The following is a 24976-nucleotide window of genomic DNA, read 5'->3' as shown; positions in this document are numbered from 1 at the left end:
TCACTCGATGAGTGCTAACGACGCTCCATAGTGCAGTATTCCGGTCCGTCAGTCCACCGAGACCGGCTCACGGTGACCGACCCCACGTGCCGCGACGAGCGACTCGGAGCTCTTGGGCGTGAGACTGCGGCGCAGCGCCAGCAGGATCAGCAGGGCCACCGTGGTGCCGCCCAGCGGCACCAGGAAGCCGGTGCTCGCGCTGTGCGCGTCGACCAGCCGGCCGGCCACCGTGGATCCGGCCGCCTGCCCCAGGCCCACCGCGCCGGTCAGCCAGGTGAAGGCCTCGGTACGGGCACTCGCCGGGACCAGGGACTCCACCAGCGTGTAGCCGGTGATCAGCGCGGGCGCTATGCACAGGCCGACGATCAGGCCGAACCCGCCCAGCAGCGGCAGCGCGTGCACCGCCCACAGTGGGGTGGTCGCCAGCGCCAGCAGCGGATAGGCGGTCAGCAGCCGCCGCTGCGGGGTGCCGCGCCAGGCGACGGTGCCGCAGACGATGCCCGCGACCATGTTCCCGGCCGCGAACGCGCCATACATCAGGCCGTTGATCCCCGGTCGGCCGATCTCCTCGGTGAAGGCCGCCAGGGACATCTGCATGCCGCCGAAGACCGAGCCGATGCCGAGGAAGACGAAGACCAGGACCCGCACGCCCGGCACCGACAGGGCCGACTTCCCCTTCTCGCGGCTGCCGGAGGCGGACCGGCTCGGCTGCGGCTGGGTGCGCCGCTGGGAGGCGAAGAGCAGTCCGCCGATGACGGTGAGCGCCGCCTCGGCGATCAGGCCTGCCGCGGGGTGAATGCCGGTGCAGAGCGCGGTGGCCAGCACCGGACCGATCACAAAGGTGAATTCATCGGTGACCGACTCAAAGGCCGCCGAGGTGGCCATCAGCGGCGAGCCCTCGAGCTTCGCCGCCCAGCGGGCCCGCACCATCGGACCGATCTGCGGGGTGGACGCACCGGCGGGCACCGCCGCGGCGAACAGCGCCCACAGCGGGGCGTCCGACAGCGCCAGCGTCACCAGCAGCGAGATCGCCGCGGCGTGCACCACGACGCCCGGCAGCAGCACCGCGCCCTGCCCGAAGCGGTCCGCGAGCTTGCCGCCCTGCGGCGCGAACAGCGCCATCGAGACACCGGCGGTCGCCGAGACGGCGCCCGCGGTGGTGTAGGAGCCGGTGGTGTGCTGGACGAGCAGCATGATGCCGATGGTCAGCATCGCGAACGGCTGCCGGGCAACAAAGCCGGGGAGCAGGAACGTCCAGGCGCCGCGGGTGCGCAGCAGCCGGCCGTATCCGGGACGTGCCCCGGCGGAGTCGTTGACCGTGGATGCCACGGCCGGGCCTTTCCGCCGCCTGGTAGCACGCCCCGGACGGGGTCGCCGCACGGAGCGCGCCGAGAGCTGTCCTCTCGCGCAGGACCGTGGTAGATGCCGATCCGGCCGCCTGGTGTTGCGCGACCGCGGCCGCCGTGCGGTCGCGCCAGCTCTGCATCAGGCAGAGTTGGTTCGGGTGTTGTCGATGAGAAGCAGGGCCTGTCGAACTAAGCGGATGACCCTACTTCCTCCCCACCATACCCGGAGCCCCCAGCCACCCCGCGAGCTTGCCGCCCTCGCCGACGGCCCGTAGTCGTTTCTCGGCCGCGTCGCGCACCGGGTCGGTGGCCACCACCAGCAGTTCGTCCCCGCGGTGCAGCACCGTGGTGGGCAGCGGTACAAAGCTGGTGCCCTCCCGTACCACCAGCGTGACGGCCGATCCGGCGGGCAGCCGGAGTTCGGCGACCTCCACGCCGTGCATCCTGGAGGCGTCCGGGATGGCGACCGACAGCAGATGGCCGCGCAGCCGTTCCAGCGGTGCCGACTCGATGCCCAGGTCCGCGGCCTCCGTGTCGCCGAGTTTGAGGCGGCGGGCCAGCCAGGGCAGCGTGGGTCCCTGGACCAGGGTGTAGACGATCACCAGGACGAAGACGATGTTGAAGATCCGGCGGCTGTCCGGGACGGCGGCGACCATGGGGATGGTGGCCAGCACAATGGGCACCGCACCGCGCAGCCCGGCCCAGGACAGCAGCGTCTTCTCCTGCCAGGAGGCGCGGAACGGGGTGGTGCTCAGGAACACCGACACCGGCCGGGCGACCATCGTCAGCACCAGTCCCACGATGAGCGCGGGCAGGATGTCCTGGCCCAGTTCATGCGGGGTGACCAGCAGGCCGAGCAGGACGAACATGCCGATCTGGGCGATCCAGCCGAGCCCCTCGGCGAAGCCGCGGGTGGCCGCCCAGTGCGGCAGTTTGGCGTTGCCGAGGATCAGCGAGGCGAGATAGACGGCGAGGAAGCCCGAGCCGTGGGCGAGCGCCCCGCCCGCGTAGGCGACGGTGGCGATGGCCATCACGGCGATCGGATAGAGGCCCGAGGCGGGCAGCGCCACATGCCGCAGGCCGTACGCGCCCAGCAGGCCGACGGCCACACCGGCGGCGGCGCCGATGGCCAGTTCCAGGGCGATCTTGCCGAGCAGCAGGTACCAGTGGTCGACCGGTCCGGCGGCCGAGAAGGCGACGACCAGGATGACCACGGGGGCGTCGTTGAAGCCGGACTCGGCCTCCAGGACACCCGTGAGCCGGGAGGGCAGCGGAACGTTGCGCAGCACCGAGAAGACCGCCGCGGCGTCCGTGGAGGACACCACCGCGCCGATGATCAGTGACTGACGCCACTCCATGCCCGCCAGATAGTGCGCGGCCGATGCCGTGATGCCGACGCTCACGGCGACGCCGAAGGTGGAGAGCACGGCGGCGGAGGGCAGAGCCGGTTTGATCTCGTGCCACTTGGTGCCGAGTCCGCCCTCGGCGAGGATCACCACCAGGGCCGCATAGCCGATCACCTGGGTGAGGCCGACGTCATTGAAGGAGATGCCGATGCCGTCCTGGCCGATCGCGACGCCGATGCCGAGATAGATGAGCAGGGTGGGCAGCCCGCTGCGCGATGAGACGCGTACCGCCGCCACTGCGATGAGCAGGACGAGCGAGCAGATCAGCAGGAGTTCGTTGAGGTGGTGGACAGTCAGGGGCCGCTCCCTTCACTAGGTCTTGCCACCCGATCGGCTGGTGGAACGTTCCTTCAGCCGACGGGAACTTCATTTCCTCATCTAATATTTTACGGGTTCTTAACGCCGGGTGTCGGCGGGCACGGTCCTGGCCGAAGCCCCGGCGGTGACTCCGCGTCCGGCCGCCGGGTGCCCTGCGCCTATGGTTGCTTCCAGCACTCCAGGACCACCCTGCCCCGCGAAGGACAGCGATGCCCGCCAACAAGACCGGCCCTTCCGGCAAGAAAAAGAAGGGGCGACGCGCCCGCCTGCTCGTGATCACCCTTGTGCTGCTGCTGGTGGCGGGTGTCGGCTACGGCGCGTACTGGAGCGTCAGCACCGTGCGGGCCTCCTTCCCGGAGACCACCGGCACGCTCAAGCTGGCGGGCCTGTCCGGACCGGTCAAGGTGGCCCGGGACGGCAATGGGATCCCGCAGATCTACGCGGACAACGCCGAGGACCTCTTCCGCGCCCAGGGTTTCGTCCAGGCCCAGGACCGGTTCTGGGAGATGGACGTCCGCAGGCATCTGACGGCGGGACGGCTCTCCGAGATGTTCGGCTCCGGGCAGGTGGAGACCGATGTCTTCGTCCGGACCATGGGCTGGCGGAAGGTCGCGGAGCAGGAGTACGAGACCAAGCTCTCGCCGGCCACCAAGAAGTACCTGCAGGCCTACTCCGACGGCGTCAACGCCTACCTCAAGGGCCACCAGGGCAAGAACCTGTCGGTCGAGTACGCGGCCTTGGAGTTCGAGAACGACTACAAGCCCGAGAAGTGGACCCCGGTCGACTCGGTCGCCTGGCTCAAGGCCATGGCCTGGGACCTGCGCGCCAACCTCAGCGATGAGATCGACCGCTCGCTCGCCTCGACCCGGCTGAGCCCCAAGCAGATCAACGAGCTCTACCCGCCGTATCCGTACGAGCGGAACAAGCCGGTCGTCGAGGGCGGTTCCTATGACGCCCTCACCAAGACCTTCGACCCCAAGGGCACTCCGGAGCCGCAGACCCCGGAGACCACCGGCACCCGGACCGGCACCGGCAGAACGGGCACCGGCCCCGGAACCGGGACGACCACCGGCGGGTCGGCGGGCACCGGGCTGCGTACCGGGCTGTCCTCGCTGTCCAAGACCCTCGACCAGTTCCCGGCGCTGCTCGGCTCCAATGGCAATGGCATTGGTTCCAACTCCTGGGTGGTGGCCGGGAAGTACACCGCCACGGGCAAGCCGCTGCTGGCCAATGACCCGCACCTGGCGCCCCAGCTGCCCTCGCTCTGGTACCAGATGGGGCTGCACTGCAACAAGGTCGGCGCCTCCTGCCCGTTCGACGTCGCCGGCTACACCTTCGCGGGGATGCCGGGCGTGGTCATCGGGCACAACCAGGACATCGCCTGGGGCATGACCAACCTGGGCGCCGACGTCGCCGACCTCTACCTGGAGAAGGTCACCTCCGGCAGCTACCAGTACGACGGCGAGCAGAAGCCCCTGAAGACCACCAAGGAGGTCGTGAAGGTCGCGGGCGGCGAGGACCGCAAGTTCACCATCCGCTCGACCAACAACGGGCCGATCGTCTCCGACCGCAATGACGAGCTGGGCAAGGTCGGCCAGGACGCGCCCGTCAAGGACCCGGCGCCGGACCGGTCCGACGGCTACGCGGTCTCGCTGCGCTGGACCGCCCTCGAACCGGGCAGGACGATGGACGCCGTGTTCGCGCTGGACCAGGCGTCGGACTTCCGCCAGTTCCGCAAGGCGGCCGCCGACTTCGACGTACCGTCCCAGAACCTGATCTACGCCGACACCAAGGGCAACATCGGGTACCAGGCGCCCGGCAGGATCCCGGTGCGGACCAAGTACAACGACGGCCGGCTGCCCGCGGCCGGCTGGGACCCCAGGACCAGCTGGAAGGGCTACCTCCCGCAGGCCGCGCTGCCCTATGACTACAACCCCAAGCGCGGCTATATCGTCACCGCCAATCAGGCGGTCGCCGACCAGAGGTATCCCAACAACCTCACCACCGACTGGGGTTACGGCACCCGCAGCCAGCGGATAAACAACCTGATCCAGTCGAAGATCAAGGACGGCGGGAAGATCTCGACCGACGACATGCAGAAGATGCAGATGGACAACAGCAGCGAGATCGCCAAGCTGCTGACGCCCTACCTGCTCAAGGTCAAGGTCAAGGCCGCCAACGACCGCGAGACGCAGTACGTCCGCGAGGCGCAGAAGCTGCTCCAGGGCTGGAACTACAACCAGGATGCCGACTCGGCGGCCGCCGCGTACTTCAACGCGGTCTGGCGCAACACCCTCAAGCTGGCCTTTGGCAACAAGCTGCCCAAGGAGCTGCGGGTGAAGGGGCAGTGCCTGCGGGTCCGCCCGGCCAATGACTCGGGTCCGCAGGAGGACCTGGACGGCAAGACCCGCCTGGTCACCGAGTGCGGTGAGCGCGAGCCGGACGCGGCGCAGCCGGACGGCGGCGACCGCTGGTTCGAGGTGGTGCGCAACATCCTAGACAAGCCGGACAGCGAGTGGTGGAAGACCAGCGGCCGCAACGGTGCCCGCAACCGTGACGACCTGCTCAACCGGGCCATGCAGGACGCCCGTTGGGAGCTGACCTCCAAGCTCGGCAAGGACGTCAACTCCTGGAGCTGGGGACGGCTGCACCAGCTGAACCTGAAGAACCAGACGCTCGGCAAGGACGGCCCCTCCATCGTCCGCTGGCTGCTCAACCGCGGCCCGTGGAACCTGGCGGGCGGCGAGGCGGCGGTCAACGCGGCCGGCTGGAACGCGGCGGGCGGCTACGGGGTGGTGTGGGTGCCGTCGATGCGGATGGTCGTCAACCTCGACAATCTCGACAAGTCCCGCTGGATCAACCTCACCGGCGCCTCCGGGCACGCCTACCACGCCCACTACTACGACCAGACCGACAAGTGGGCCAAGGGCGAGCTGCTGCCCTGGTCCTACAGTCCGGACGCGGTCAAGAAGGCCACCGAGGACACGCTGACGCTCAAGCCGTAGCGGCTTTGAACCGGCGTACTCCGCCGGGAGTGACCACCGCGTGCACGGGGTGGTCGTGCGGTTCCGCCGGGACCCGCGCGACCACCTCGTCGTCGTAGAGCAGCACGATCCGGGCGGGAGCGGCACCCGCCCGCTCCAGGCGGGCCAGCACCCGGTCGTAGGAGCCGCCGCCGCGCCCCAGGCGCATGCCCCGTCCGTCCACCGCCAGCCCGGGCAGCAGTACGGCCCGGGCCTCGGTCACCGCGTCGGGGCCGAGGCGTTCGCCGTCCGGCTCCAGCAGGCCCCTGGTCGCCCGGACCAGATGGCCGGGGCCCCGGTAGCGGCCCCAGTCGAGGTCGTTGTCGGCCAGCAGCACCGGCAGCAGCACCCGTACGCCCCGTGCCCGCAGTGCCTCCAGCAGCGCGCGGGTGCCGGGTTCGGCGCCCACCGAGACATATGCGGCCACCGTGTCCGCCGCGGTGAGCTCCGGGAGCTCGAGCGCGCGCCGCCCCAGGGCCTGCTGCGCGGCCGCGATCTCGGGGGCGCCGAGGGCGGCCCGCCGGGCGAGCAGGGTGCGTCGCAAGTCGGCCTTGCCGGCGTCCGTTTTGTCCATTGTTCGTACAAACTCCTTTTCTCGGTCCATACTCGGTGGAACCGCATCTTCCGCCCATGAGCAACGGATAGTGTTCGTCACATGACTCAAGCGCGCCCTCGGATCAGCAAGGCTGTCATCCCTGCCGCCGGGCTCGGTACCCGTTTCCTGCCCGCCACCAAGGCCACTCCCAAGGAAATGCTGCCGGTCGTCGACAAGCCGGCGATCCAGTACGTGGTGGAAGAGGCGGTGCAGGCGGGGCTGTCGGACGTCCTCATGATCACAGGTCGTAACAAGCGCCCGCTCGAGGACCACTTCGACCGCAACTACGAGCTGGAGGAGGCCCTGCGGCGCAAGGGCGACGAGTCCCGGCTGGCCCGGGTCCAGGAGTCCAGCAACCTGGGCACCATCCACTATGTGCGGCAGGGCGACCCCCGGGGCCTGGGCCATGCGATCCTGTGCGCCGCGCCGCATGTGGGCCGGGAGCCCTTCGCCGTGCTGCTGGGCGACGACCTGATCGATTCCCGTGACCAGCTGCTCTCGCGCATGGTGGACATCCAGCGGCGGCGCGGCGGCAGCGTGATCGCGCTCATGGAGGTCGATCCCTCCCAGGTCCACCTCTATGGCTGTGCGGCCTTCAAGCCCACCGACACCGAGGACGTCGTCGAGGTCACCGGCCTGGTGGAGAAGCCCGATCCGGCCGAGGCACCCAGCAATTACGTGATCATCGGCCGCTATGTCCTGGACCCCGCCGTCTTCGACGTGCTGCGGGAGACCCCGCCCGGCCGCGGCGGTGAGATCCAGCTGACCGACGCCCTCCAGGCCCTCGCCGCGGAGCCCGGCCTCGGCGGCCCGGTGCACGGCCTGGTCTTCAAGGGCCGCCGCTATGACACCGGGGACCGTGGTGACTATCTGCGTGCCATTGTCAGACTGGCATGCGAACGTGAAGACCTGGGGCCGGACTTCCGGGCCTGGCTTCGGAGTTACGTCACCGAGGAGATGTAGCGCTTTGAGCAGCACCGCCGAAACGGCCACCGGGCAGGACCGCTTGTGGTCGGTGGACGAGCACCTCGACGACATCCTGCGCAGGATCCGCCCGTTGGAGCCGATCGAGCTGCAACTCCTGGACGCCCAGGGCTGTGTGCTGGTCGAGGACATCACCGTCCCCGCCGCCCTGCCGCCCTTCGACAACAGCTCCATGGACGGCTATGCGGTCCGCACGGTCGATGTCGAGGGTGCCGGCGAGGAGTTCCCGGCGGTGCTCACCGTCATCGGCGAGGTGGCGGCGGGCGGCGGCGAGCCGCCCGCCGTCGGGCCCGGCGAGGCCGCCCGCATCATGACGGGCGCCCCGCTGCCGCCCGGTGCCGACGCCGTGGTCCCCGTCGAGTGGACGGACGGCGGCCTGGGCGGCGGCCCCGCCGCCGCCATGCCCCCCGAGGGGGCGGAGGGCGTCTCGGGCGAGGTCCGGGTCCACCGGCCCGTCGAGCCGCGCGCGCATGTGCGCGCCCGCGGCAGCGACGCCGGCGCCGGAGAGCTGGCCCTGGCCGCCGGCACCGTCCTCGGCCCCGCCCAGATCGGGCTGCTGGCGGCCATCGGCCGGGCCGATGTGCGGGTCCGGCCACGCCCGCGGGTGGTCGTCCTGTCGACGGGCAGCGAGCTGATCCCGCCCGGGGAGGAGCTCACCCCCGGCCGCATCCACGACTCCAACAGCTTTGTGCTCGCCGCCTGCGCCCGGGACGCCGGAGCCCTCGCCTACCGCGTGGGCGCGGTCGACGACGACCCCGGGACGCTCCGCTCCACCCTCGAGGACCAGCTGGTCCGCGCCGACGCCGTGGTCACCAGCGGCGGCGTGAGCGCCGGGGCCTATGACGTGGTCAAGGAGGCCCTCTCCGGGCTCACCGCCGAGGAGGGCAGCGTCGACTTCCGCCGGCTGGCCATGCAGCCCGGCAAGCCCCAGGGCTTCGGCCGGATCGGCCCCGACCACACCCCGCTGTTCGCGCTGCCGGGCAACCCGGTCAGCTCCTATGTCTCCTTCGAACTCTTCGTCCGCCCGGCCATCCGCGCCCTGATGGGACTCGACCCCTTCGACCGCCCCACCGTGCGCGCGGTGTGCACCGATGCCGTCGAATCGTCCCCGAAGGGGCGTCGCCAGTATCTGCGCGGGCGGCACACGGAGGGCGAGGTCAGCACCGTCGGCGGCGTCGGCTCCCACCTGGTCAAGGCCCTCGCCGGGGCCAACGCCCTGATCGTCGTCCCCGAGGACACCACCGCCCTCCCGGCCGGGGCCGAAGTCGACGTGATCCTCCTCCACTGACCGCTCATCACTCCGGGTACGGTGTCTGCCCACTGCCTGACCGCACTGGACCGGACCGGGAGAACGATGAGCAGCGCCCAGGACCCCCCCGCCCGCCTCACCCACCTCGATGATGCGGGCGCGGCGCGCATGGTCGACATCTCAGCCAAGGACAGCACCGCCCGCACCGCCCGGGCGAGCGGGCGGGTGCTGGTCTCGCCGCGCGTGGTGGAGCTGCTGCGGGGCGAGGGGGTTCCCAAGGGCGATGCGCTCGCCACCTCCCGCATCGCGGGCATCATGGGTGCCAAGCGCACCCCCGAGCTCATCCCGCTCTGTCACCCGCTGGACCTCTCCGGTGTGACGGTGGACCTGTCGGTCGCCGACGACGCGGTGGAGATCCTCGCCACGGTGAAGACCACCGGGCGCACCGGAGTGGAGATGGAGGCCCTGACCGCCGTCGGCGTCGCCGCCCTCACGGTGGTCGACATGGTCAAGGCCGTGGACAAGGGTGCCGTCATCACCGACGTCCGGGTCGAGGAGAAGACCGGCGGCAAGTCCGGGAACTGGAGCCGCGCATGAGAGCACTGGTCGTCACCGCCTCCAACCGGGCCTCGGCCGGGGTCTATCCGGACCGCGGCGGCCCCCTGCTGGCGGAGGGGCTGGCCCGGCTGGGGTTCACCGTCGACGGCCCCCGGGTCGTCCCCGACGGGGACCCGGTGGAGCAGGCCCTGCGCGAGGCCGTCGAGGCCGCGTACGACGTGGTCCTGACCACCGGCGGCACCGGGATCTCGCCCACCGACCGCACCCCGGAGGCCACCGGGCGGGTCCTGGACTACGAGATCCCGGGCATCCCCGAGGCCATCCGCGCCGAGGGCCTGGCGAAGGTGCCCACCGCCGCGCTGTCCCGGGGGCTGGCCGGGGTGGCCGGGCGCACCCTGATCGTCAATCTGCCCGGTTCGACCGGCGGCGTCCGGGACGGCCTGGCCGTCCTGGAGCGGCTGCTGGTGCACGCCGTGGAGCAACTGCACGGCGGTGACCACCCCAGACCGGGCTCCCGGACCCCGGCATGAACGTCTGGCCGGTCGAGCTGGCGGACGGCGATGTCGTGCTGCGCCCCATCAGGCAGCGCGACCAGCGCGCCTGGCGGGAGGTCAACCGGCGCAACCGCGACTGGCTGCGCCCCTGGGAGGCCACCGTCCCGCCCCCGCCGCCCGGCGGGCCCGTCACCCAGCGGCCCACCTACCGGCAGATGGTCCGCCACCTGCGCGCCGAGGCGCACGCCGGTCGCATGCTGCCGTTTGTGATCGAGTACCAGGGGGAGCTGGCCGGCCAGCTGACCGTGGCGGGGATCACCTGGGGCTCGATGTGCTCGGCCCACATCGGCTACTGGGTGGACGAGGCGGTGGCCGGCCGGGGGGTCATGCCGACGGCCGTGGCCCTGGCCGTCGACCACTGCTTCCACACCCTCGGGCTGCACCGTGTCGAGGTGTGCATCCGCCCGGAGAATGCGCCCAGCCGCCGGGTGGTGGAGAAACTCGGCTTTCGCGAGGAGGGGCTGCGGCCGCGCTATCTGCATATCGACGGCGCCTGGCGCGACCACCTCGTCTATGCGCTGACGGCGGACGAGGCGGCGGACGGCCTGTTGGCCCGCTGGCGCAGGCCCAGGCCAGGATCGACCGATAAATAAAATAAATGTTCGATATTGACTGTCGATTGACGGTTTCCGCAAGCTTGTGAACCCAACAATCACAAAAAAAGTTCGAGATATCAGCCGCTTCGTGCGACACACCGCGCCAATTGGCGGAATCCGCCGCGCGCACCCCTCTACCGTGTCGGTGTGAGCAGCAGCGGCCTGATCTACGCAGTCATCGTCGGGGCCTGGGCCGCCTACTTGGTGCCGATGTGGCTCCGTAGGCAGGACGAGCTCAATGAGGCGCGTCCGACGGAACGCTTCAGCACCGCCATCCGGCTGCTGTCCGGACGGGCGGGTATGGAGCGCCGTTACGCCAAGGAGAGCGAGGGGCGCGCGCCCGTCGATGCTCCCGGCCCGGACGGCCCCGTCGAGGACGCACCCTCGGCGCCTCGAGCCCCGGAGCCGGACGCCGCGGCCGAACCGGTCGCCGTCCGGCCGTCCGGCGTGCACGCGTCCGGGCACTCCCCGACGCCTGCCGAGCGCGCCCGGCGCTCCAAGGTGCTCGCGCGCCGGCGGCGCACCACGGTGCTGCTCTTCCTCGCCTTCACGGTCGGCGCGGTGGTCGCGGGCGTCGGCGGGCTGGCGTTCCTGTGGGTCCCGGCGGTCCCGGCGGCGCTCCTCAGCGCGTACATCTTCTATCTGCGGATCCAGGAGCGGCGACGGTTCGCCTTCACCATGGACCAGCGCCAGGCCGAACTGGCCGCGCAGCGGCTGCGGGAGGGCCGACCCCACCCTCGGCAGGCGGCGGGTCCCGCGCCCGCCGCCGCCCCCGGCGCTGAACGGATGGGAGGCGCCCCCGTCGCCGACACCGTCGTCCACCCCGGCCCCGCCCCGGCAGCGCCCCCGGCGCCCTCGGCGCACAGCGCCGGCCGGCGCGCCCTCGTCGAGCAGACCGATCACGCGGAGTGGGTCGACCAGCAGCGGGACCGGCGGGTCGGCGAGGGCTGGGAGCCGGTGCCGGTGCCCCTGCCGACCTATGTCACCGCGCCCGTGGCCCCCCGTGCGAGCGGCAGCGTCGACCTGGAGGCCCCGGACACCTGGAGCTCCACCCGCTCCAGCGCCGCCGAGCCCACCGCCGACGGCAAGCCGCCCGCGGACGACCGACGGGCCCTGCGCCCGCGCCGCCGCCCCCGCGAGCGCGGCCGCACTCCCCTCTTCGACCAGTACGCCGAGGACGACCGCCCCCGCGCGGCCAACGAGTGACCCGCACCGCTGACGCTCCCCTCGCTGACCAGCGAGGGGAGGGCGGGGGAGCGATTTCCGACCACCCTGATGGGGGTGCTAAGGTTTCCCTCGTTGCAAGGGCCTGTGGCGCAGTCCGGTAGCGCACCTCGTTCGCATCGAGGGGGTCAGGGGTTCGAATCCCCTCAGGTCCACCGCAGGGCCGTTCTTGAGTTCGCTCAGGAGCAGTTGACGAGATCCCGTCCGATCACTCTGATCGGACGGGATCTTCTCGTTTCTGGGGTGTTCGGGAGGTCCGGGTGCTGGCGGAGGCCGAGTTCGGGCGTCGTCAGGTTCGGACTTGCTGCCGTTTCAGCGGGCAAAGGCATGCTTGTGCCGTCGGCTGTGCTTGGCGGCCGACGGGTGTATGTGCCTGTGTGGTTCGCGGGTTAGGGAGATGCCGGGGGCGGTGGTCTGATTCCGGGGCCGCGGTTGTCCGGGTGGTGGGTGTTGTCGAGGCTGAGGTCGGCGGGCTCCAGGGCTTCGAAGTCGTCGTTGGTGAGGACGTCTCCGGTGCGTTGGGTGAGCCATGTCTCAAGGGTCGTCAGGTTCGCGACGGTGAGCATGAGGGCGATCAGGAGGGTCTGGGCGACCTGTCCGGTGGCGGGCCGGTGTTTGGGCTTGCCGATGTCCAGGTCGGTGCTCTTGAAGCGTCCGTTGGCGCCTTCGTTGTGGCTGCGGATGGGCTTGTAGGAGCTGTCCCAGGCAGGGTTGAGGTAGTGCTCGTCCTGCCGGTACTTGGCGATGAGGAAGCCGCTGCCGATGCCTGCGTCGGCTCGCAGGGTGATGGCGAAAGCGCTGCAGACTTCGGGGAGAGCTTTCTCCGGAGGCGGATTGAGGTATTCGGCCTCGGGGAGCTGGATCGAGGGCCGCGCTGCAGGGTGATGGGTGCGGGCGCGTGCTTGCGAGAGGTCCACGGTGGTCGGCGGCAAGGTGGATATGCGTGTGCGGGTCGGCCAGAACCGTTCGCGCCGGGGGCAGCTGACCGACGGGGAGGGTCCGGAGGCGGGACACTGCAGGCGGGTCGTGCCGTGGTGGTCGGGGCCGTCCTTGCGCTTGAGGTGGTAGGGCTCGCGTGCGGCGATGTGTTCGAGGAGTTCGGCACTGCGGATACGGACTGCTTTGTCGTCGGCGCCGGTGGTGGCCTCGGTCAGTGTGGTCGGGGTGAGAGGGCAGAGGAAGGAACCATCGACCAGCGGGGCGCCGGCCCAGCTTCCCTGGGGTCCGCGTTCGGCGACTTTGTAGTCCAGGACCAGTCGGTAGCCGAGCCGGCGGGCGGGGATCTGGAAGTTGTCCGGCGACTGGCCGGTGTAGGCGCGGTCGGCCGCGCAGGTGCCGGCGGGGAGCCCGAGGGCTTTGAGCTGGGTGAGCGCGGTGATCGCGTTCTGGCCGGTGCGGGTGGTGGGGGTGTCCAGCACGAGGCCCAGACACAGCTGCGGGTATGCCCTGGGCTGGCGGACGCGGTCGCTGCGGTGGGCGGCGATGACCAGGGCGGCGCTGTAGCCGAAGATGCCGGTGCCGGAACCGCCGTTGTAGTGCCAGCTCGCGGTGATCTCGGTCGAGGCCATGCCCGAGCGGTCGCAGTCGTGATCGGCGAGGACGGGGATGGAGGTGGCGTCGACGCCGACGTCGCCGTGCCAGCCGCGCAGGTGACCGCGCTGCTGGGCCATGCGGACCACGCTCAGGACAAGCTGGTTGGCCAAGTGCTGCCGCACGGCCGCGGCCTGGCGCCCGTCCGAGCTCTGCCACCGTGCCGCGTGTGCCTCGGCTTCGTGCAGGGGGAGGCGCTTGCGGCGATCGCAGCGGGCCGGGTCGAGGATGGTGGTGATCCGGTCAAGGCCGCGGTAAAGGCGTCGGCTTGCCGCGATGCGGGCTCGTGCGGTGTGTGGCGGGTGTTCGGGGATGTCCAGCCATGCCCGGGCCCGCGGTTGCAGACTGAAGTGCGTAATCCGCCAGGCATCCGCGACGGTTGCGCGGCCGGTGTAGTAGATGGCCAGCAGCAGCGCGGCCAGCACGGTGCGCGGACGTATCCCGGCAGGTCCCGGCCGGCCCTCGAGCAGTTTCTCGAGGGCCTGGGGGACGCCGGAGCGGTCCAGCAAGGCCAGCAGCTGCCCGACTTTGGAGTCGGGAATCTGGACCGGACCGCTGCGGCGCAGACGGGGCCGCAGCAGCCGGGCTGCGGCATCCGGATCATCTGGGCGCCGCATCAAGAGCGGCGCCCGCGCAGGAGATGGGCGGCTGTGTCCGGGGCCAGAGGCGGCACCCATTGGTAGTACGGAGCCAGCGCGGCCAGCGACGTCATGCCAGCCGATTCAGCGACCAGAGTGGGTGTGATGCCCGAGGCCGGCAGGTTCACGATCCACGTCGAGCGCAGGCGCCGGGCCGAGACCGGCGGCAGCCCGGCAGGGGGCCGGTGCCGGGCCGGCCAGGAGCTGACCAGGTTCTTCGCAGCGGCCACCTTGCGCCGGGGACGGAAGAGGTAGTCGTCACCGGCGATGGCGGCCAGCTCGGAGAGGGTGTCTTCCCAGTCGGCCTGGCAGGCCACCAGCCGCTTGAGCCACGGCGCTTGGACCAAGGCCACTTTGCACCGGGTCGTGCGGATGTCGGTGCCCCGGACAGCACGCAGCTCGCCGGGGGCCAGGCCGCATCCGGCGGTCAGGGCCATCAACGCCCGCCCGTCCAGCCGGGCCCGGCCTCCCAGCAGTTCCGCTCAGGCCCGCAGCCTGCCCAACTCGCCCTCCTCGTAGGGAGGATGCGGGCCTCTGGGGGCCGACCAGTCGGACAGGCGGTGCCTCTCCCCGCTGGACCCAGACCAGTGCTTCGCGGGTCCGTCGCAGCCACGAGCGGTAGGTCTGCAGTGTCGCTGGGGCCTGGCCTGTGCAGCCCGACAGCATGAACGCGTCGATCGTCTCCGACCGCATCCACACCGCCGGATCCACCGGCAGCCCCGTTGTCGGCGTACACGTGAACGTGCTCAGTCGGGTACGGATGTACATGCCCAGCTGAGGGAATGGCGCCAGGCGTCTTCTTGACCTGAAGCATGGTTGAGGTTCTAGCGTGTTGCCTACTTGATCATCTGACGACGGGAAGACACGCCCATGATCCTCGTGACCGGAGCCACCGGAAACATAGGCAGTGCCCTGCTCAAGGAGCTGCACTCACGCGGTGTCGGGCCGCTGAGAGGGCTCACCCGTGATGCCGCACGGGCCGTCTTCCCCGAAGGGGTCGAGGCCGTGGAGGGCGACCTCGCGGAGCCGGCGTCGTTGAAGCCCGCGCTGGAGGGGGTGCGCTCGCTGTTTCTCGTGTCGCGTCTCGGCCCGGACGCAGACATCCTCGAAGCCGCCCGGCAGGCGGGTGTGCAGCACGTCGTGCTGGTGTCGTCCATCACCGTCCAGACCCACCCGCACCTCGGCCCCGCCGGCGAGAACCTGACGGTGGAGCAACTGCTCAAGGCGAGCGGCATGGCCTGGACGATCCTGCGGCCGACGCAGTTCGCCTCGAACGCCCTGATGTGGGCGGCTTCCATCCGAGGTCACGAGACCGTCCGCGCGCCGTACGCCGAGACCGCGTTGCCGACCATCCACCCTGCGGACATCGCGTCGGTGGCACGGGTGGCACTGACCGAGCCCGGCCACCAGGGACGCACGTATGCCCTGACCGGTCCAGAGCCGGTGACCGCCCGACAGCAGGTCCAGGCCATTGAGGCAGCGCTGGGCCGTGAGGTTTCCTTCGCCGAAATCAGCCGTCAGCAAGCCCACGCACAGATGGCCGCGGTCTTCGGGGCCGAGGCCGCGGACGCGGTGCTCGACGTCACGGGCGGAGACGTGAACGACGAGCTGCTGATGGTGCGCGACACAGTTTCACAGGTCACCGGAACGCCGGCCCGCCCGTTCCAGCAGTGGGCCTCGGAGAACGCCAACGCGTTCCTTTGAATCGCCTGGGCCTGGGCACGTTCATCCGTACTCAGGCGCGCACTTTCAGGAGTACGCCGACACGCGCTGAAGATGTCCCGCTCGGTGCTGCCTCACCGCCGACTGCTGGCCTTGGACGAGCGGCTGAAGCACGCGGCCGCGAAGCCGGTGATCGTCCCAGAGGGCATCGTCTGCGACCACGGGAAGGTATTCATCTCCCGCAACTTCCGGGCCTCTTGCCGGTTCCTGGAGATCGACTTTCAGCCCACCCACAAGGGGGCGCCCTTCCAGAAGGGGCACATCGAGAAGATGATGGACACCGTCGCCGGGATGTTCGCCCAGTTCCTGCCGGGCTTCACCGGCCGCAACACCGACCGCCGGGGTCGGCACCCCGAGCAGGAGAACCTGTGGTCGCTGCCCGAGCTGCAGGAACTTCTGGACGAGTGGGTTGTCGCGAAGTGGCAGAACCGGCCGCACGACGGCCTGCGGGACCCAGACCACCCGGGTCGGCTGTTCACACCGAACCAGAAGTACGCAGCCCTGGTCGAGGCCTGCGGCTACGTCCCGGTCGCGCTCAGCGGCGAGGACTACGTCGAGCTCCTGCCCGCGGCCTGGCGGGCCGTCAACTCCTACGGCATCCGGATCAACAACCGCACCTACGACAGCCCCGAGCTCGGTCCGATGCGCCGACGTGACTCCGGCGTCACCGCCAAGCGCGGGCTCTGGGAGGTCCACCGCGACCTCTACGACGCCTCTTACGTTTGGGTCCGCGACCACCGCGGGGAAGGCGGCTGGGTCAAGGCCACCTGGAAGTTCCTGCACCGAGCCCCGGTTCCGTTCGGCGACCTGGCCTGGGACCACGTCAGCCATCAGCTGCCCAAGGTGACCGAGGAGGAACTCGCCCAGGCTGTGTTCCTGGGGTTCGTTCGATGCGTGTTCGGGGTGGTGGATGGCGGGTGGGGGTGGAAGCCTTCTGACGCGTCGACTTGCCGCTGTGCGGGCAGGGGGGCGGGCCCCGGGTGGCCGGAGCTGGTGGCGCTGCTCTGTTGTTGTCGTGCGCGTGGGTCAGGTGCTCGGCGATCTGAGGGAGTGAGGTTTTTCAGGTGTGCACCGTGAGCGTCAAGTGCGCTTGATCTGGAGCCGTGTCAGTCGTTCTCCAGCGGCTGTCCCGGTTCGTGTCGCCGCGCGAACCGGGCACGAGCGGCGTCGTGGGCACCGCGCAGAAGCTGCACAACTGTGTCCGTTGTCCTCTCACCGGGATTGACGACGGAGATCCAGCCGAGCGCGCCGTATACCGGGTGCGGCATCACACTGTCGGCGGCTGTGTGGTCGCGAGGGCGTCTGAGGCTGCGTGGCTCCTCCCCGGTGAGCTCCTGGAACGTCGCAGGGGCGACGTGGATGTTCACACGCCAGCGGCCCGGAGGGTCAAGGTCGGAAGCGGCGTCGTCGGGGTAGTCCTTGGTGACGATCGTCCCGTAGGGCTGGCCGTTCCCAGGCAGCTGACCGTCGGGGGCGTAGTAGAAGAATGCATCCCCCCAAGCCGGCTCGGGGAAGTCGCCTCCCGGTTCCGGGACAAGCACGAGCGCGCCGTCGAAGCCTCGCACGGTCGTGATGATGTGTTCCATACTCATGGTTCAAGCATCACCTTCAAGTGCTTATGTGGGGTTGGCTGGTGGGCGAGACCTTGAGCGGTTCCCAACAAGTACTGCTCAGGACAGTCGACGTCGCCAGGGAGTCGGGGTACTCGTTGCAACAGGTTCGCGACCTGGAGCGGCTGGGGGTCATTCCCTCAGCCGCTCGGTCGGGCAACGGTTACCGTTCCTATACGCCTGTCCATGTGCACGCTCTTCGTGCGTATCGGGGGCTTGCGGGTGCTGTTGGGCCTGTCGCGGCCCGGCAGATGCTCGCGGAGCTGCGAACAGCGACGATCGCGACGGCAGCCGCGGCGATCAACGCGGTGCACGTTCAGCTCGCGCGGGAACGAGACGAGGCCCTGCGCGCCCAACAAGCGCTGCGTGCGGTCCAGGACGAAGCGGACACACCCGAGTCCGAGCAGGAGAGTGACGCGATGACGATCACGGAGCTCGCCGGAGCGCTCGGTGTGCGTCCCTCGACCCTGCGGTTCTGGGAGCAGGAAGGGCTTGTCATCCCCGAGCGAGTGACGTCATTGCGAGCACGTCGCTACGGCCTTTCAGCGATCGGAGCGGCCCGAATCGTCGCGGCCCTTCGCAGCACCGGTTACGGCATTCCCGCAGTGCGCGAGATCATGGGTTCCCTGCCCCGGCTCGACGGCCGGGGAGAGATCCGACGCATCCTGCAACAACGTCTTGACCAGATCGCCGCACGAACCGTAGCGCTGCTCCGAGCGGGCGCAGACCTGGCAGCCGTCGTCATGGCCGCCCAGGAACCGACGACGACCCAGTCCGTATCAGGCAACGTCTGCCCTGGCGGCCACGGCTCGTAGGCGTTGGTCGTCAGCGTGGCGGTTTCGCCGGACGATGTGGCGGCGGATCGGCGGCGCCGAGAACGCCCCTAGCGGGGTGGGCGGAGCGCGTCGGTGATGACCTTGTCGGCGGCGCGCTGTTGGGAGAGCATTTCAGGCGTGCTCCCGTCGAGTGCGAAATTCATGGAGACCACCGCCCCTCGTCGACCGTCTTCGGTGACGCCGACGGTCACGATGGAGCCCGAGTCGCCGCCGTCGTGGCCCCAGTAGCGACCGCCGCCGGGCAGCGGTCGGGAGACCAGTCCGAGGCCGTATCGGCCGTCGGGCCAGATCGCCTCGATCTTGGGGCTGACCGGCCGGGTGGTCTTCATCGCGGCCAATTCTGCGGGGCGCAGGATGCGTCCGCCGAGGAGTGCCCGGAAGAAGACGTCGAGATCGTGAGTGGTGGAGACGATGCCGCCCGCCGCGTAGGCGGGGATCTGGGAGGTGACGTCGACGAGTTCGCCGTCGAAGCGCTGGTACTGCTTGGCATGCGGCAGCCGGATCTCCGGCGAGGTCCCGGGCCAGTGGGTGTGCCGCATGCCCAGCGGCCGGAAGATGCGGCGGTCGAACTCGCGGTACCACGGCTGCCCGGTGATGCGTTCGATGAGCAGTTCGGCAATCATATAGCCGGTGTTGGAGTACGCCCAGCCTTCGCCGGGCTCGAAGAGCTGCGGCAGGGCCACCCCACGTGCCACCAACTCCCGTGTGGAGTAACGCTGGTGGCGCATTTCCAGGTACTCCGCCTTTGAATTCCACGACGGGAGGGCGTCCTGCAGGCCTGCGGTGTGCTGGAGCAGCTGCCGGATCGTGATCGGGCGGCCGGCCATGATCTTGGGCAGCCATCGTTCGACCCGGTCGTCGAGCCCCAGGCGTCCCTCGCCGACGAGTTGGAGGACCACGGTCGCGGTGAAGGCCTTGGACGTGCTGGCGATGCGGAACGCGCCATCGACGGGGATCGGACGTCCGGTGCGCACATCGGCGACGCCGACGCGCGCGGCGCAGGTGGCGTCATGTGTCGTCGCCCTCGCCTGAACAGCCGGGATTCCCAGGGCCGATACCGCCTCGGCATTGCGGCGCAGATGCGGGTAGTCGGGTACGTCGAAGCTGTTGGCGGTGTTGCGCGTTGCTGTGTTGCCGATGGCGGTCGAGGAGCAGGGTGGTGTGGCCCCCGTGCCCGCGGCGGGCGGAGCGATCAGGACGGCGGCTGCGGTGGCGCTCAACGCCGGCGTCAGTGGAACGGCGTGGAGGTGGTTTCTCATGGCTGGGAAGCTAGGCGGCGCCGAGTCGGCCGCCGATACCACTGGCTGGAGGTGTTCCGGTACAGCCAGCTGTACTGCGGGGATCGTGCACCTGTCCGCATACTGACCGCCATGTATGTGTATGGAGCAAACGCCTTGCGTGCCTGCGCCTATCTGCTCGGCAATCTGGTTGCCGCGCTCGGTGGTCTCCTCTTCCTCCCCCACCCGGGGGCGGTGGTCAACTGGGCGGACCGTCGGCGGTCCGCCGCCCGGCGATGGCTCGGCATACCGAGCGACTCGTCGCCGACCACGCGTCGTTGGCTGGCGATCAACGCGTTGACAGGCGTGCCGACGGGCCTCCTGGCGCTGCTGGTTGTCGGCAACATCATCGTCGGCGTGATCGGCATGACCGTCTGGTGGGCGATTCCGCCCGCGAACCGCCCGCGGTTGTGGATCGACGTGCCGATCGACGGCTGGGGTGGCGCACTGTCCCTCGGCATCGTTCAGGTCGTCGGCCTCGGCGCTGTGGCGTGCTTCGTGCTGCCGCCGCTCGCGCGTGCGCAGACTCGTCTCCTCGCGCCGTCACGGGCGGAGCGGTTGGCGCTTCGCACGGCGACGCTGACGCGGACCCGGGCGGACGTCCTCGACGCGCACGGCGCGGAACTGCGAAGGATCGAGCGGGACCTGCACGACGGCACACAAGGCCGGCTGGTCGCGATGACGATGGAACTCGCCCTGGCACGGGAGGCGGTGCGCGAGGAACCGGACACGGCCGAGGGGCTGATCGAACGCGCACACGCGAGCGCCGAGGCCGCGCTGGCCGAACTCCGCGGCGTGGTGCGCACGATCTACCCGCCGATCCTCGCCGACCGGGGGCTGTCCGGGGCGTTGAGCGCGGTCGTCGCACGGTCGGGCGTGCCTGCCCGGCTCGATATGGGTGAGCTGGGCGACCTGCCTGCTGCGGTCGAGACGGTCGCCTACTTCACGGTCGTCGAGGCGCTGACCAATGCGGCCAAGCACAGTAGGGCATCCGCCGCCACGGTCGCTGTCGAACGCAAGGACGGCTGCCTGCGGATTCGGATCACCGACGACGGGACGGGCGGCGCCGACGAGGCGGGAGGCACCGGGCTGGCCGGGTCGCCGAGTTCATCGACGCCCTGCGCAAGGTCGCAGCGGGCGGCATGGCGCTCGACGCCGAGGTCATCGCGCAGGTCGTCCGTCGTCGGGACGATCCTCTGACGACGCTGACCACACGTGAGCGGCAGGTCCTCGGTCTGATGGCCGAGGGCCTCGACAACGCGACCATCGCCGCGCGTCTGCGGGTGTCGGACAACGCGGTGCACAAGCACATCGGCAACATCTTCGCCAAGCTGGGCCTGGCCGCCGCCGACGCCGGTCACCGCCGGGTGCTCGCCGTCCTCACCTATCTGGACGCGAGCCCCGGATTGTCGGTGCCTCGTGCCAGACTCGCTGGTCATGACATATGACGTGGGGCTCAGGGACGTGGAGCAAGCCGATCTGGAAGTGTTCCTCGACTACGAACACGATGCAGAGGCCGTCCGGCGCTCGAAGTTCACTCCCCGAGAGAGGGAGGCCTTCATGACCCACTGGGCCACGAAGGTACTGGGAGATCCAACCGGTTTCGTGCAGACCGTCACAGTGAATGGCGAAACGGCCGGGCACATCGTGGCCTGGTGGGACCAGCACAGGCGCTTCATCGGCTACTGGTTCGGTCCCCAGTACTGGGGCCGGGGCATCGGAACCGAAGCGCTGACGCTCTTCCTGAAACGGGAAACGACCCGCCCGCTCTTCGCGGATCCCTTCACCGGGAACACCGGCTCAGTACGGCTGTTGGAAAAGTGCGGCTTCCAACGCATCGAGACGGTACGACACGGCGAGCATGAGCACACCATGCTTGTACTCCGCCAAGAGCGCTGAAGGGGGTGTTCAGTGGCCGATCGGCGGTGTGAGGCAACCGTGCTCGATGTAGCGGCCGTTCACATGGGCCCACACCCTCTCCCGGTTCACCGCACCGGTCACACAGCCCGTCCTGCCCACCCAGATCCCGTAATCCGTGCCATCCGTCTTCCTGTTCGCCGCACCCACCAGGAGGACCCCCGCCTCCACGTGATGTCCGGCGGCGGCCTGTTCGAGCACCGGACGCACCTCACCAGGGCTGATCCTGCCCCGCTCGCGCAATTGCTCCAGCCGTGGCTTCACCACACTCGCGATCCGCTTGGCCGCCGCCTCGTCCTCGGGGCTTATGTCCTGCGGCCACTTGTGCCGGTTGTTGTCCCAGTAGTTGGGAACCTCCGGGTCCACCTGCCGTGGCCCTGCAGACGGCGACCGCTCCGCCGAAGGCGTGGAGTCGACCGTCGGATTGAGGTTCTTGAACAGGTTGTCATCGTCCAGTGCCCCGCATCCGGCTATCCCCAACACCGACACCGCGACGGCCGCCGAACAGGCAAGCGCACTCCATATCCGCATGCCCGGCATCCTCCCGCCCCCGGCCGCATGCCGCATGAGTATCCCTACTCAGACCAAGCCCCTTTCTGTCCTGCCTGTCACGGTTCCCACCTCGTAACGGCGGCGCCGGACAAAGGGTTTCATTCCGTGCCGGGCATGGCCGGGATGTCGAGAAGGTCGAGGAAGGCGGTCGCCGCGGGTGTGCGGCCGGCGCGGCTCCAGATGACGTATTCGACGCGGGCCGGCGGGTCGGTGACCTCGATGGTGGTTACGCCGGTGAGCTGGGTCACGTAGGCGGAGGGGAGCATGGCGATGCCGAGGCCCTGCCTGACCAATCGAGCCATGATGAAGTCGACGGTGGTCACTTCGAAGGCGACATCGCGGCTGAGGCCGGCGGCTGAGAAGGCTTGGTCGGATTGGGCACGTCCGGCCGTCCCGGCCGGAAGGTCCACGAATACCTCGGAGGAAAGCCTGTGAAGGCTGACCTCGGGTTCGTCGGCGAGTGGATGGTCCGGCGCGACCACGGCGACGAGTCGGTCACGGGCGAGTTCGTGGGCGGCGACACCTTGAAGCCGCGCTGTGGTCGGCAGCCCGAGGAAAGCCACGTCGATGGCTCCCTGCCTGATCTGCTCGACGAGGTCCTCGCTCGCGCCCACCCGCAGGCCGATGCGCACCTGCGGGTACTGCCGGCGGAAGTCGCTCAGCGCACCCGGGATATCGACCGCGGCGACGGTAGGGATCAGGCCCACGGTGAGCCGTCCGCGGACCTCTCCGACAGCCGCGGCGACCTCGGCGGACGCGCGCTCGGCGGCGTCCAGACACTGCCGGGCGGCGGGGAGGAACGCCGCACCGGCCGCTGTCAGACGCACCCGGCGGCTGGTGCGCTCGAAGAGTCTCGCGCCCAGTTCCCGTTCCAGGCGCGCGATTTGATGGCTGAGAGCGGACTGGACGACCAGACATCGTTCGGCGGCCCGGGTGAAGCTGTTCGTCTCGGCGACGGCGACGACGTAGCGCATCTGCTGGAGATCCATGAATCTATCTTGTATTGAGATCGATGAGGTGACAAACATGTGTTGGACTCATTGATCGCTGCTGGATGAGACTGCGGGCATGCCAAGTCCAGCAGTACAAAGGGCTTCCGGCGGAGCCGGTGACGGTGCTCCCCGCGGAAATCTGCCTCGCGCCGCCCTGACGGCGTTCACTCCCATGGTGTGGGGCACGACATATGTCGTCACCACCGAGTTTCTCCCGCAGGGACACCCGTTGTTTGCGGGACTCCTGCGTGCGTTGCCCGCCGGCCTGATCGCGCTGGCGGTCACCCGGACCTTGCCGCGCGGAGCGTGGTGGGGGAAAGCCGCAGCACTCGGGGTACTGAATATCGGCCTGTGCTTTCCCCTGCTGTTCATCGCGGCCGAGCGCCTGCCCGGGGGCGTGGCGGCCACCCTGGCGGCGGCCCAGCCGCTCATCGTCGCCGCTCTGGCCGTGGCCGTCCTGCATGAGCGCCCCTCCGCCTGGCGCATCGCCTGGGGAGCAGTCGGCCTGGTCGGCGTCGGCCTGGTGGTGATCGGGCCGAACGCGGCACTCGACATCGCCGGGATCGCGGCGGGCCTTGCGAGCGCGGCCTCGATGGCGCTCGGGGTGACGCTCACCAAGCGCTGGGGACGTCCCGTGGAGGCCAGTCCCACCGCTTTTGCCGGCTGGCAGCTCACCGCAGGAGGCCTGTTCCTGGTGCCGGTCACCTTTCTCGTCGAGGGGCCACCTCCGGCCGTCAACCTCACCGCCGCCCTCGGCTACCTCTGGCTGGGTCTGGTCGGCGGTCTGATCGCCTATGTCCTGTGGTTCCGCGGCATCACCTCATTGCCCGTCACCTCTGTCGCGGTTCTCGTCCTGCTCTCGCCACTGGTCGCCGCGGTTCTCGGCGCCATCCTGCTCGGCCAGACACTCGGCCCGGTCCAACTCCTGGGGTTCGGGCTCTCACTCGCCGCGATCGTCGCAGGACAGCTTCCCGCACCCGCCCGCATGACCTCGTCGGAAGGACTCTCATAATGCTGAGCACAAAGACCGTACTGGTCACGGGTGCGACTGGCGGCCAGGGCGGCGCCGTTGCCCGCAGGCTGCTCGACAACGGCCGGGCGGTGCGCGCTCTCGTCCGTGACCCGGACAAGCAGGGGGCCAAGGACCTCAAGGCGCTCGGCGCGGAGCTGGTCACCGGAGACCTCGACGACCCGGAGTCGCTGCGCGCGGCGGCGCAGGGCGTGCACGGCGTCTTCAGTGTGCAGCCCGCCGACTTGGCCGACCCACACCCCGAAGTCGAGGTGCGGCAGGGCAAGAACGTCGCCGACGCGGCCAAGGCCATGGGTGTCGCGCACCTGGTCTACAGCTCCGTTGGCGCTGCCGGGTACAAGTCCGGCGTCATGCACTTCGAGACCAAGGCGGAGATCGAGGCACACATCGAGGCCATCGGCGTGCCCGCGACGGTGCTGAGGCCGGTTTTCTTCATGGAGAACTGGCCGTACCTGGTGCCGGAGGCGGAGGGCGGTGAGCGGGTCGGTTCGATCGCGCTGGACGCGGACATCTCGCTGCAGATGATCGCGCTGGCCGATATCGGCCGGATCGCCGCGGACGCGTTCGACAAGCCGGCCGAGTTCATCGGCAAGAAGATCGAGATCGCCGGCGACGAGCTGACCGTGCGGCAGATCGCCGAGGCGTTCACCAAGGTCGACGGCATACCGACTCGCTTCGAGCGGCGGCCGATCGAGGATCTGCGGGCCGAGGCCGAGGAGGTGGCGGCCATGTACGACTGGCTCAACGAGAAGGGGCACCAGGCCGATGTCGCCGCGCTCCGCAAGCGGTACCCGGAGCTGCTGACCCTTGAGGCGTGGCTGCACAGGAACCGGTACCGATCCCGATCCCGCGCCCGGTGACATCGGCCGGGTGGAACTCGCCCGGGACGACGGGCTGTGCGCCCGGGGTCCTCACCTGCTGGCTCGCAAAGTCGGGTGGGTGTGCGTAACCACGTATGA

Annotated in this window: 21 protein-coding genes, 1 tRNA gene and 3 pseudogenes; 16 read left to right on the top strand and 9 right to left on the bottom strand. The window is 69.8% G+C overall.

Features of this window, described 5'->3' with window-relative positions:
- Positions 1 to 48: 48 nt before the first annotated feature.
- Together ABCR83_RS12095 and ABCR83_RS12090 are read right to left on the bottom strand one after the other, a co-directional pair.
- Positions 49 to 1329 (bottom strand): MFS transporter, encoded by a 1281-nt coding sequence (locus tag ABCR83_RS12095; RefSeq protein ID WP_462694922.1) that lies wholly within the window; start codon positions 1327 to 1329, stop codon positions 49 to 51.
- 220 nt (positions 1330 to 1549) lie between these two features.
- The gene (locus ABCR83_RS12090; RefSeq protein ID WP_462694993.1) at positions 1550 to 3049 is read right to left on the bottom strand and encodes a potassium/proton antiporter; all 1500 of its coding nucleotides are present in this window, start codon (positions 3047 to 3049) and stop codon (positions 1550 to 1552) included.
- A gap of 230 nt (positions 3050 to 3279) precedes the next feature.
- On the opposite strand from ABCR83_RS12090, the gene ABCR83_RS12085 reads away from it, so the two are divergent.
- Positions 3280 to 6075 (top strand): penicillin acylase family protein, encoded by a 2796-nt coding sequence (locus ABCR83_RS12085; RefSeq protein WP_462694921.1) that lies wholly within the window; start codon positions 3280 to 3282, stop codon positions 6073 to 6075.
- On the opposite strand, the gene ABCR83_RS12080 is transcribed toward ABCR83_RS12085, so the two are convergent.
- Positions 6065 to 6667 (bottom strand): 5-formyltetrahydrofolate cyclo-ligase, encoded by a 603-nt coding sequence (locus ABCR83_RS12080; protein ID WP_462694920.1) that lies wholly within the window; start codon positions 6665 to 6667, stop codon positions 6065 to 6067. The genes ABCR83_RS12085 and ABCR83_RS12080 overlap by 11 nt on opposite strands.
- 81 nt (positions 6668 to 6748) lie before the next feature.
- On the opposite strand from ABCR83_RS12080, the gene galU reads away from it, so the two are divergent.
- From galU to ABCR83_RS12045, 7 genes are all read left to right on the top strand, one after another.
- Complete coding sequence (gene galU, locus ABCR83_RS12075; RefSeq protein WP_462694919.1) at positions 6749 to 7651, top strand: UTP--glucose-1-phosphate uridylyltransferase GalU; 903 nt, start codon at positions 6749 to 6751, stop codon at positions 7649 to 7651.
- Positions 7652 to 7655: 4 nt separating this feature from the next.
- On the top strand, positions 7656 to 8960 hold the full coding sequence (gene glp, locus ABCR83_RS12070; RefSeq protein ID WP_462694918.1) for a molybdotransferase-like divisome protein Glp: 1305 nt from the start codon (positions 7656 to 7658) through the stop codon (positions 8958 to 8960).
- Positions 8961 to 9026: 66 nt separating this feature from the next.
- On the top strand, positions 9027 to 9518 hold the full coding sequence (gene moaC, locus ABCR83_RS12065) for a cyclic pyranopterin monophosphate synthase MoaC (protein WP_462694917.1): 492 nt from the start codon (positions 9027 to 9029) through the stop codon (positions 9516 to 9518).
- The gene (locus ABCR83_RS12060; RefSeq protein WP_462694916.1) at positions 9515 to 10009 is read left to right on the top strand and encodes a MogA/MoaB family molybdenum cofactor biosynthesis protein; all 495 of its coding nucleotides are present in this window, start codon (positions 9515 to 9517) and stop codon (positions 10007 to 10009) included. The genes moaC and ABCR83_RS12060 overlap by 4 nt, the downstream gene beginning before the upstream one ends.
- A complete protein-coding gene (locus ABCR83_RS12055) occupies positions 10006 to 10626 on the top strand; it encodes a GNAT family N-acetyltransferase (protein ID WP_462694915.1) in 621 nt (206 codons plus the stop codon). The genes ABCR83_RS12060 and ABCR83_RS12055 overlap by 4 nt, the downstream gene beginning before the upstream one ends.
- A gap of 150 nt (positions 10627 to 10776) precedes the next feature.
- Complete coding sequence (gene sepX / locus ABCR83_RS12050) at positions 10777 to 11835, top strand: divisome protein SepX/GlpR (protein WP_462694914.1); 1059 nt, start codon at positions 10777 to 10779, stop codon at positions 11833 to 11835.
- A gap of 99 nt (positions 11836 to 11934) precedes the next feature.
- A tRNA-Ala gene (locus ABCR83_RS12045) sits at positions 11935 to 12008 on the top strand.
- A gap of 234 nt (positions 12009 to 12242) precedes the next feature.
- Here ABCR83_RS12045 and ABCR83_RS12040 read toward each other — a convergent pair.
- Both ABCR83_RS12040 and ABCR83_RS12035 read right to left on the bottom strand, forming a co-directional pair.
- A complete protein-coding gene (locus ABCR83_RS12040) occupies positions 12243 to 14060 on the bottom strand; it encodes a hypothetical protein (RefSeq protein WP_462694913.1) in 1818 nt (605 codons plus the stop codon).
- Positions 14060 to 14518, bottom strand: a complete 459-nt coding sequence (locus ABCR83_RS12035) for a hypothetical protein (protein WP_462694912.1) — start codon at positions 14516 to 14518, stop codon at positions 14060 to 14062. Before ABCR83_RS12035 ends, ABCR83_RS12040 begins: the two co-directional genes overlap by 1 nt.
- A gap of 433 nt (positions 14519 to 14951) precedes the next feature.
- Between ABCR83_RS12035 and ABCR83_RS12030 the strand changes: the two genes are divergently transcribed.
- Together ABCR83_RS12030 and ABCR83_RS12025 are read left to right on the top strand one after the other, a co-directional pair.
- A complete protein-coding gene (locus tag ABCR83_RS12030) occupies positions 14952 to 15785 on the top strand; it encodes an NAD(P)H-binding protein (RefSeq protein ID WP_462694911.1) in 834 nt (277 codons plus the stop codon).
- A 63-nt stretch (positions 15786 to 15848) separates the two neighbouring features.
- Positions 15849 to 16676, top strand: a pseudogene (locus ABCR83_RS12025) (Mu transposase C-terminal domain-containing protein); the annotation flags it as partial.
- Between the two features lie 233 nt (positions 16677 to 16909).
- On the opposite strand, the gene ABCR83_RS12020 reads toward ABCR83_RS12025, so the two are convergent.
- Positions 16910 to 17389, bottom strand: coding sequence for a DUF6194 family protein (locus ABCR83_RS12020; protein ID WP_462694992.1), 480 nt, complete (start codon positions 17387 to 17389; stop codon positions 16910 to 16912).
- A 47-nt stretch (positions 17390 to 17436) separates the two neighbouring features.
- Here ABCR83_RS12020 and ABCR83_RS12015 point away from each other — a divergent pair, with 47 nt between their 5' ends.
- The gene (locus tag ABCR83_RS12015; RefSeq protein WP_462694910.1) at positions 17437 to 18228 is read left to right on the top strand and encodes a MerR family transcriptional regulator; all 792 of its coding nucleotides are present in this window, start codon (positions 17437 to 17439) and stop codon (positions 18226 to 18228) included.
- A 68-nt stretch (positions 18229 to 18296) separates the two neighbouring features.
- On the opposite strand, the gene ABCR83_RS12010 is transcribed toward ABCR83_RS12015, so the two are convergent.
- Positions 18297 to 19508 (bottom strand): serine hydrolase domain-containing protein, encoded by a 1212-nt coding sequence (locus ABCR83_RS12010; protein ID WP_462694909.1) that lies wholly within the window; start codon positions 19506 to 19508, stop codon positions 18297 to 18299.
- Positions 19509 to 19619: 111 nt separating this feature from the next.
- Between ABCR83_RS12010 and ABCR83_RS12005 the strand changes: the two are divergent.
- The 3 genes and pseudogenes from ABCR83_RS12005 to ABCR83_RS11995 all read left to right on the top strand — a co-directional run.
- Positions 19620 to 20333: pseudogene (locus ABCR83_RS12005) on the top strand (histidine kinase); the annotation flags it as partial.
- A 272-nt stretch (positions 20334 to 20605) separates the two neighbouring features.
- Positions 20606 to 20974 (top strand): annotated as a pseudogene (locus ABCR83_RS12000) (response regulator transcription factor); the annotation flags it as partial.
- Positions 20964 to 21425 (top strand): GNAT family N-acetyltransferase, encoded by a 462-nt coding sequence (locus ABCR83_RS11995; protein ID WP_462694908.1) that lies wholly within the window; start codon positions 20964 to 20966, stop codon positions 21423 to 21425. The pseudogene ABCR83_RS12000 and the gene ABCR83_RS11995, both read left to right, overlap by 11 nt.
- 9 nt (positions 21426 to 21434) lie before the next feature.
- Here the strand turns inward: ABCR83_RS11995 and ABCR83_RS11990 are convergent, their stop codons facing one another.
- Both ABCR83_RS11990 and ABCR83_RS11985 read right to left on the bottom strand, forming a co-directional pair.
- Entirely contained in the window at positions 21435 to 21974 is a 540-nt protein-coding gene (locus ABCR83_RS11990) for a hypothetical protein (RefSeq protein ID WP_462694907.1), read from the bottom strand.
- A gap of 119 nt (positions 21975 to 22093) precedes the next feature.
- Positions 22094 to 22984 carry a LysR family transcriptional regulator gene (locus tag ABCR83_RS11985; protein WP_462694906.1) on the bottom strand — a complete coding sequence of 297 codons (891 nt, stop codon included), beginning with the start codon at positions 22982 to 22984 and terminating at the stop codon, positions 22094 to 22096.
- Between the two features lie 79 nt (positions 22985 to 23063).
- Here ABCR83_RS11985 and ABCR83_RS11980 point away from each other — a divergent pair, with 79 nt between their 5' ends.
- On the top strand, positions 23064 to 23999 hold the full coding sequence (locus tag ABCR83_RS11980) for an EamA family transporter (RefSeq protein WP_462694905.1): 936 nt from the start codon (positions 23064 to 23066) through the stop codon (positions 23997 to 23999).
- Positions 23999 to 24877, top strand: a complete 879-nt coding sequence (locus ABCR83_RS11975; protein WP_462694904.1) for an NmrA/HSCARG family protein — start codon at positions 23999 to 24001, stop codon at positions 24875 to 24877. The genes ABCR83_RS11980 and ABCR83_RS11975 overlap by 1 nt, the downstream gene beginning before the upstream one ends.
- Positions 24878 to 24976: the final 99 nt, after the last annotated feature.

The organism is Streptomyces xingningensis, assembly GCF_054957865.1.
Note: the sequence above shows the minus strand (reverse complement) of the source record. Positions and strands in the feature narration are given on the sequence as shown.

Coding starts and splice junctions, on each gene's coding strand:
- ABCR83_RS11985 (WP_462694906.1), bottom strand. CDS start 22,984: ATGGATCTCCAGCAGATGCGCTACGTCGTCGCCGTCGCCGAGACGAAC.
- moaC (WP_462694917.1), top strand. CDS start 9,027: ATGAGCAGCGCCCAGGACCCCCCCGCCCGCCTCACCCACCTCGATGAT.
- ABCR83_RS11975 (WP_462694904.1), top strand. CDS start 23,999: ATGCTGAGCACAAAGACCGTACTGGTCACGGGTGCGACTGGCGGCCAG.
- ABCR83_RS12040 (WP_462694913.1), bottom strand. CDS start 14,060: ATGCGGCGCCCAGATGATCCGGATGCCGCAGCCCGGCTGCTGCGGCCC.
- ABCR83_RS12085 (WP_462694921.1), top strand. CDS start 3,280: ATGCCCGCCAACAAGACCGGCCCTTCCGGCAAGAAAAAGAAGGGGCGA.
- ABCR83_RS12035 (WP_462694912.1), bottom strand. CDS start 14,518: ATGGCCCTGACCGCCGGATGCGGCCTGGCCCCCGGCGAGCTGCGTGCT.
- ABCR83_RS11980 (WP_462694905.1), top strand. CDS start 23,064: ATGCCAAGTCCAGCAGTACAAAGGGCTTCCGGCGGAGCCGGTGACGGT.
- ABCR83_RS11995 (WP_462694908.1), top strand. CDS start 20,964: ATGACATATGACGTGGGGCTCAGGGACGTGGAGCAAGCCGATCTGGAA.
- ABCR83_RS12055 (WP_462694915.1), top strand. CDS start 10,006: ATGAACGTCTGGCCGGTCGAGCTGGCGGACGGCGATGTCGTGCTGCGC.
- ABCR83_RS12030 (WP_462694911.1), top strand. CDS start 14,952: ATGATCCTCGTGACCGGAGCCACCGGAAACATAGGCAGTGCCCTGCTC.
- ABCR83_RS11990 (WP_462694907.1), bottom strand. CDS start 21,974: ATGCGGATATGGAGTGCGCTTGCCTGTTCGGCGGCCGTCGCGGTGTCG.
- ABCR83_RS12060 (WP_462694916.1), top strand. CDS start 9,515: ATGAGAGCACTGGTCGTCACCGCCTCCAACCGGGCCTCGGCCGGGGTC.
- ABCR83_RS12080 (WP_462694920.1), bottom strand. CDS start 6,667: ATGGACAAAACGGACGCCGGCAAGGCCGACTTGCGACGCACCCTGCTC.
- ABCR83_RS12020 (WP_462694992.1), bottom strand. CDS start 17,389: ATGGAACACATCATCACGACCGTGCGAGGCTTCGACGGCGCGCTCGTG.
- galU (WP_462694919.1), top strand. CDS start 6,749: ATGACTCAAGCGCGCCCTCGGATCAGCAAGGCTGTCATCCCTGCCGCC.
- ABCR83_RS12010 (WP_462694909.1), bottom strand. CDS start 19,508: ATGAGAAACCACCTCCACGCCGTTCCACTGACGCCGGCGTTGAGCGCC.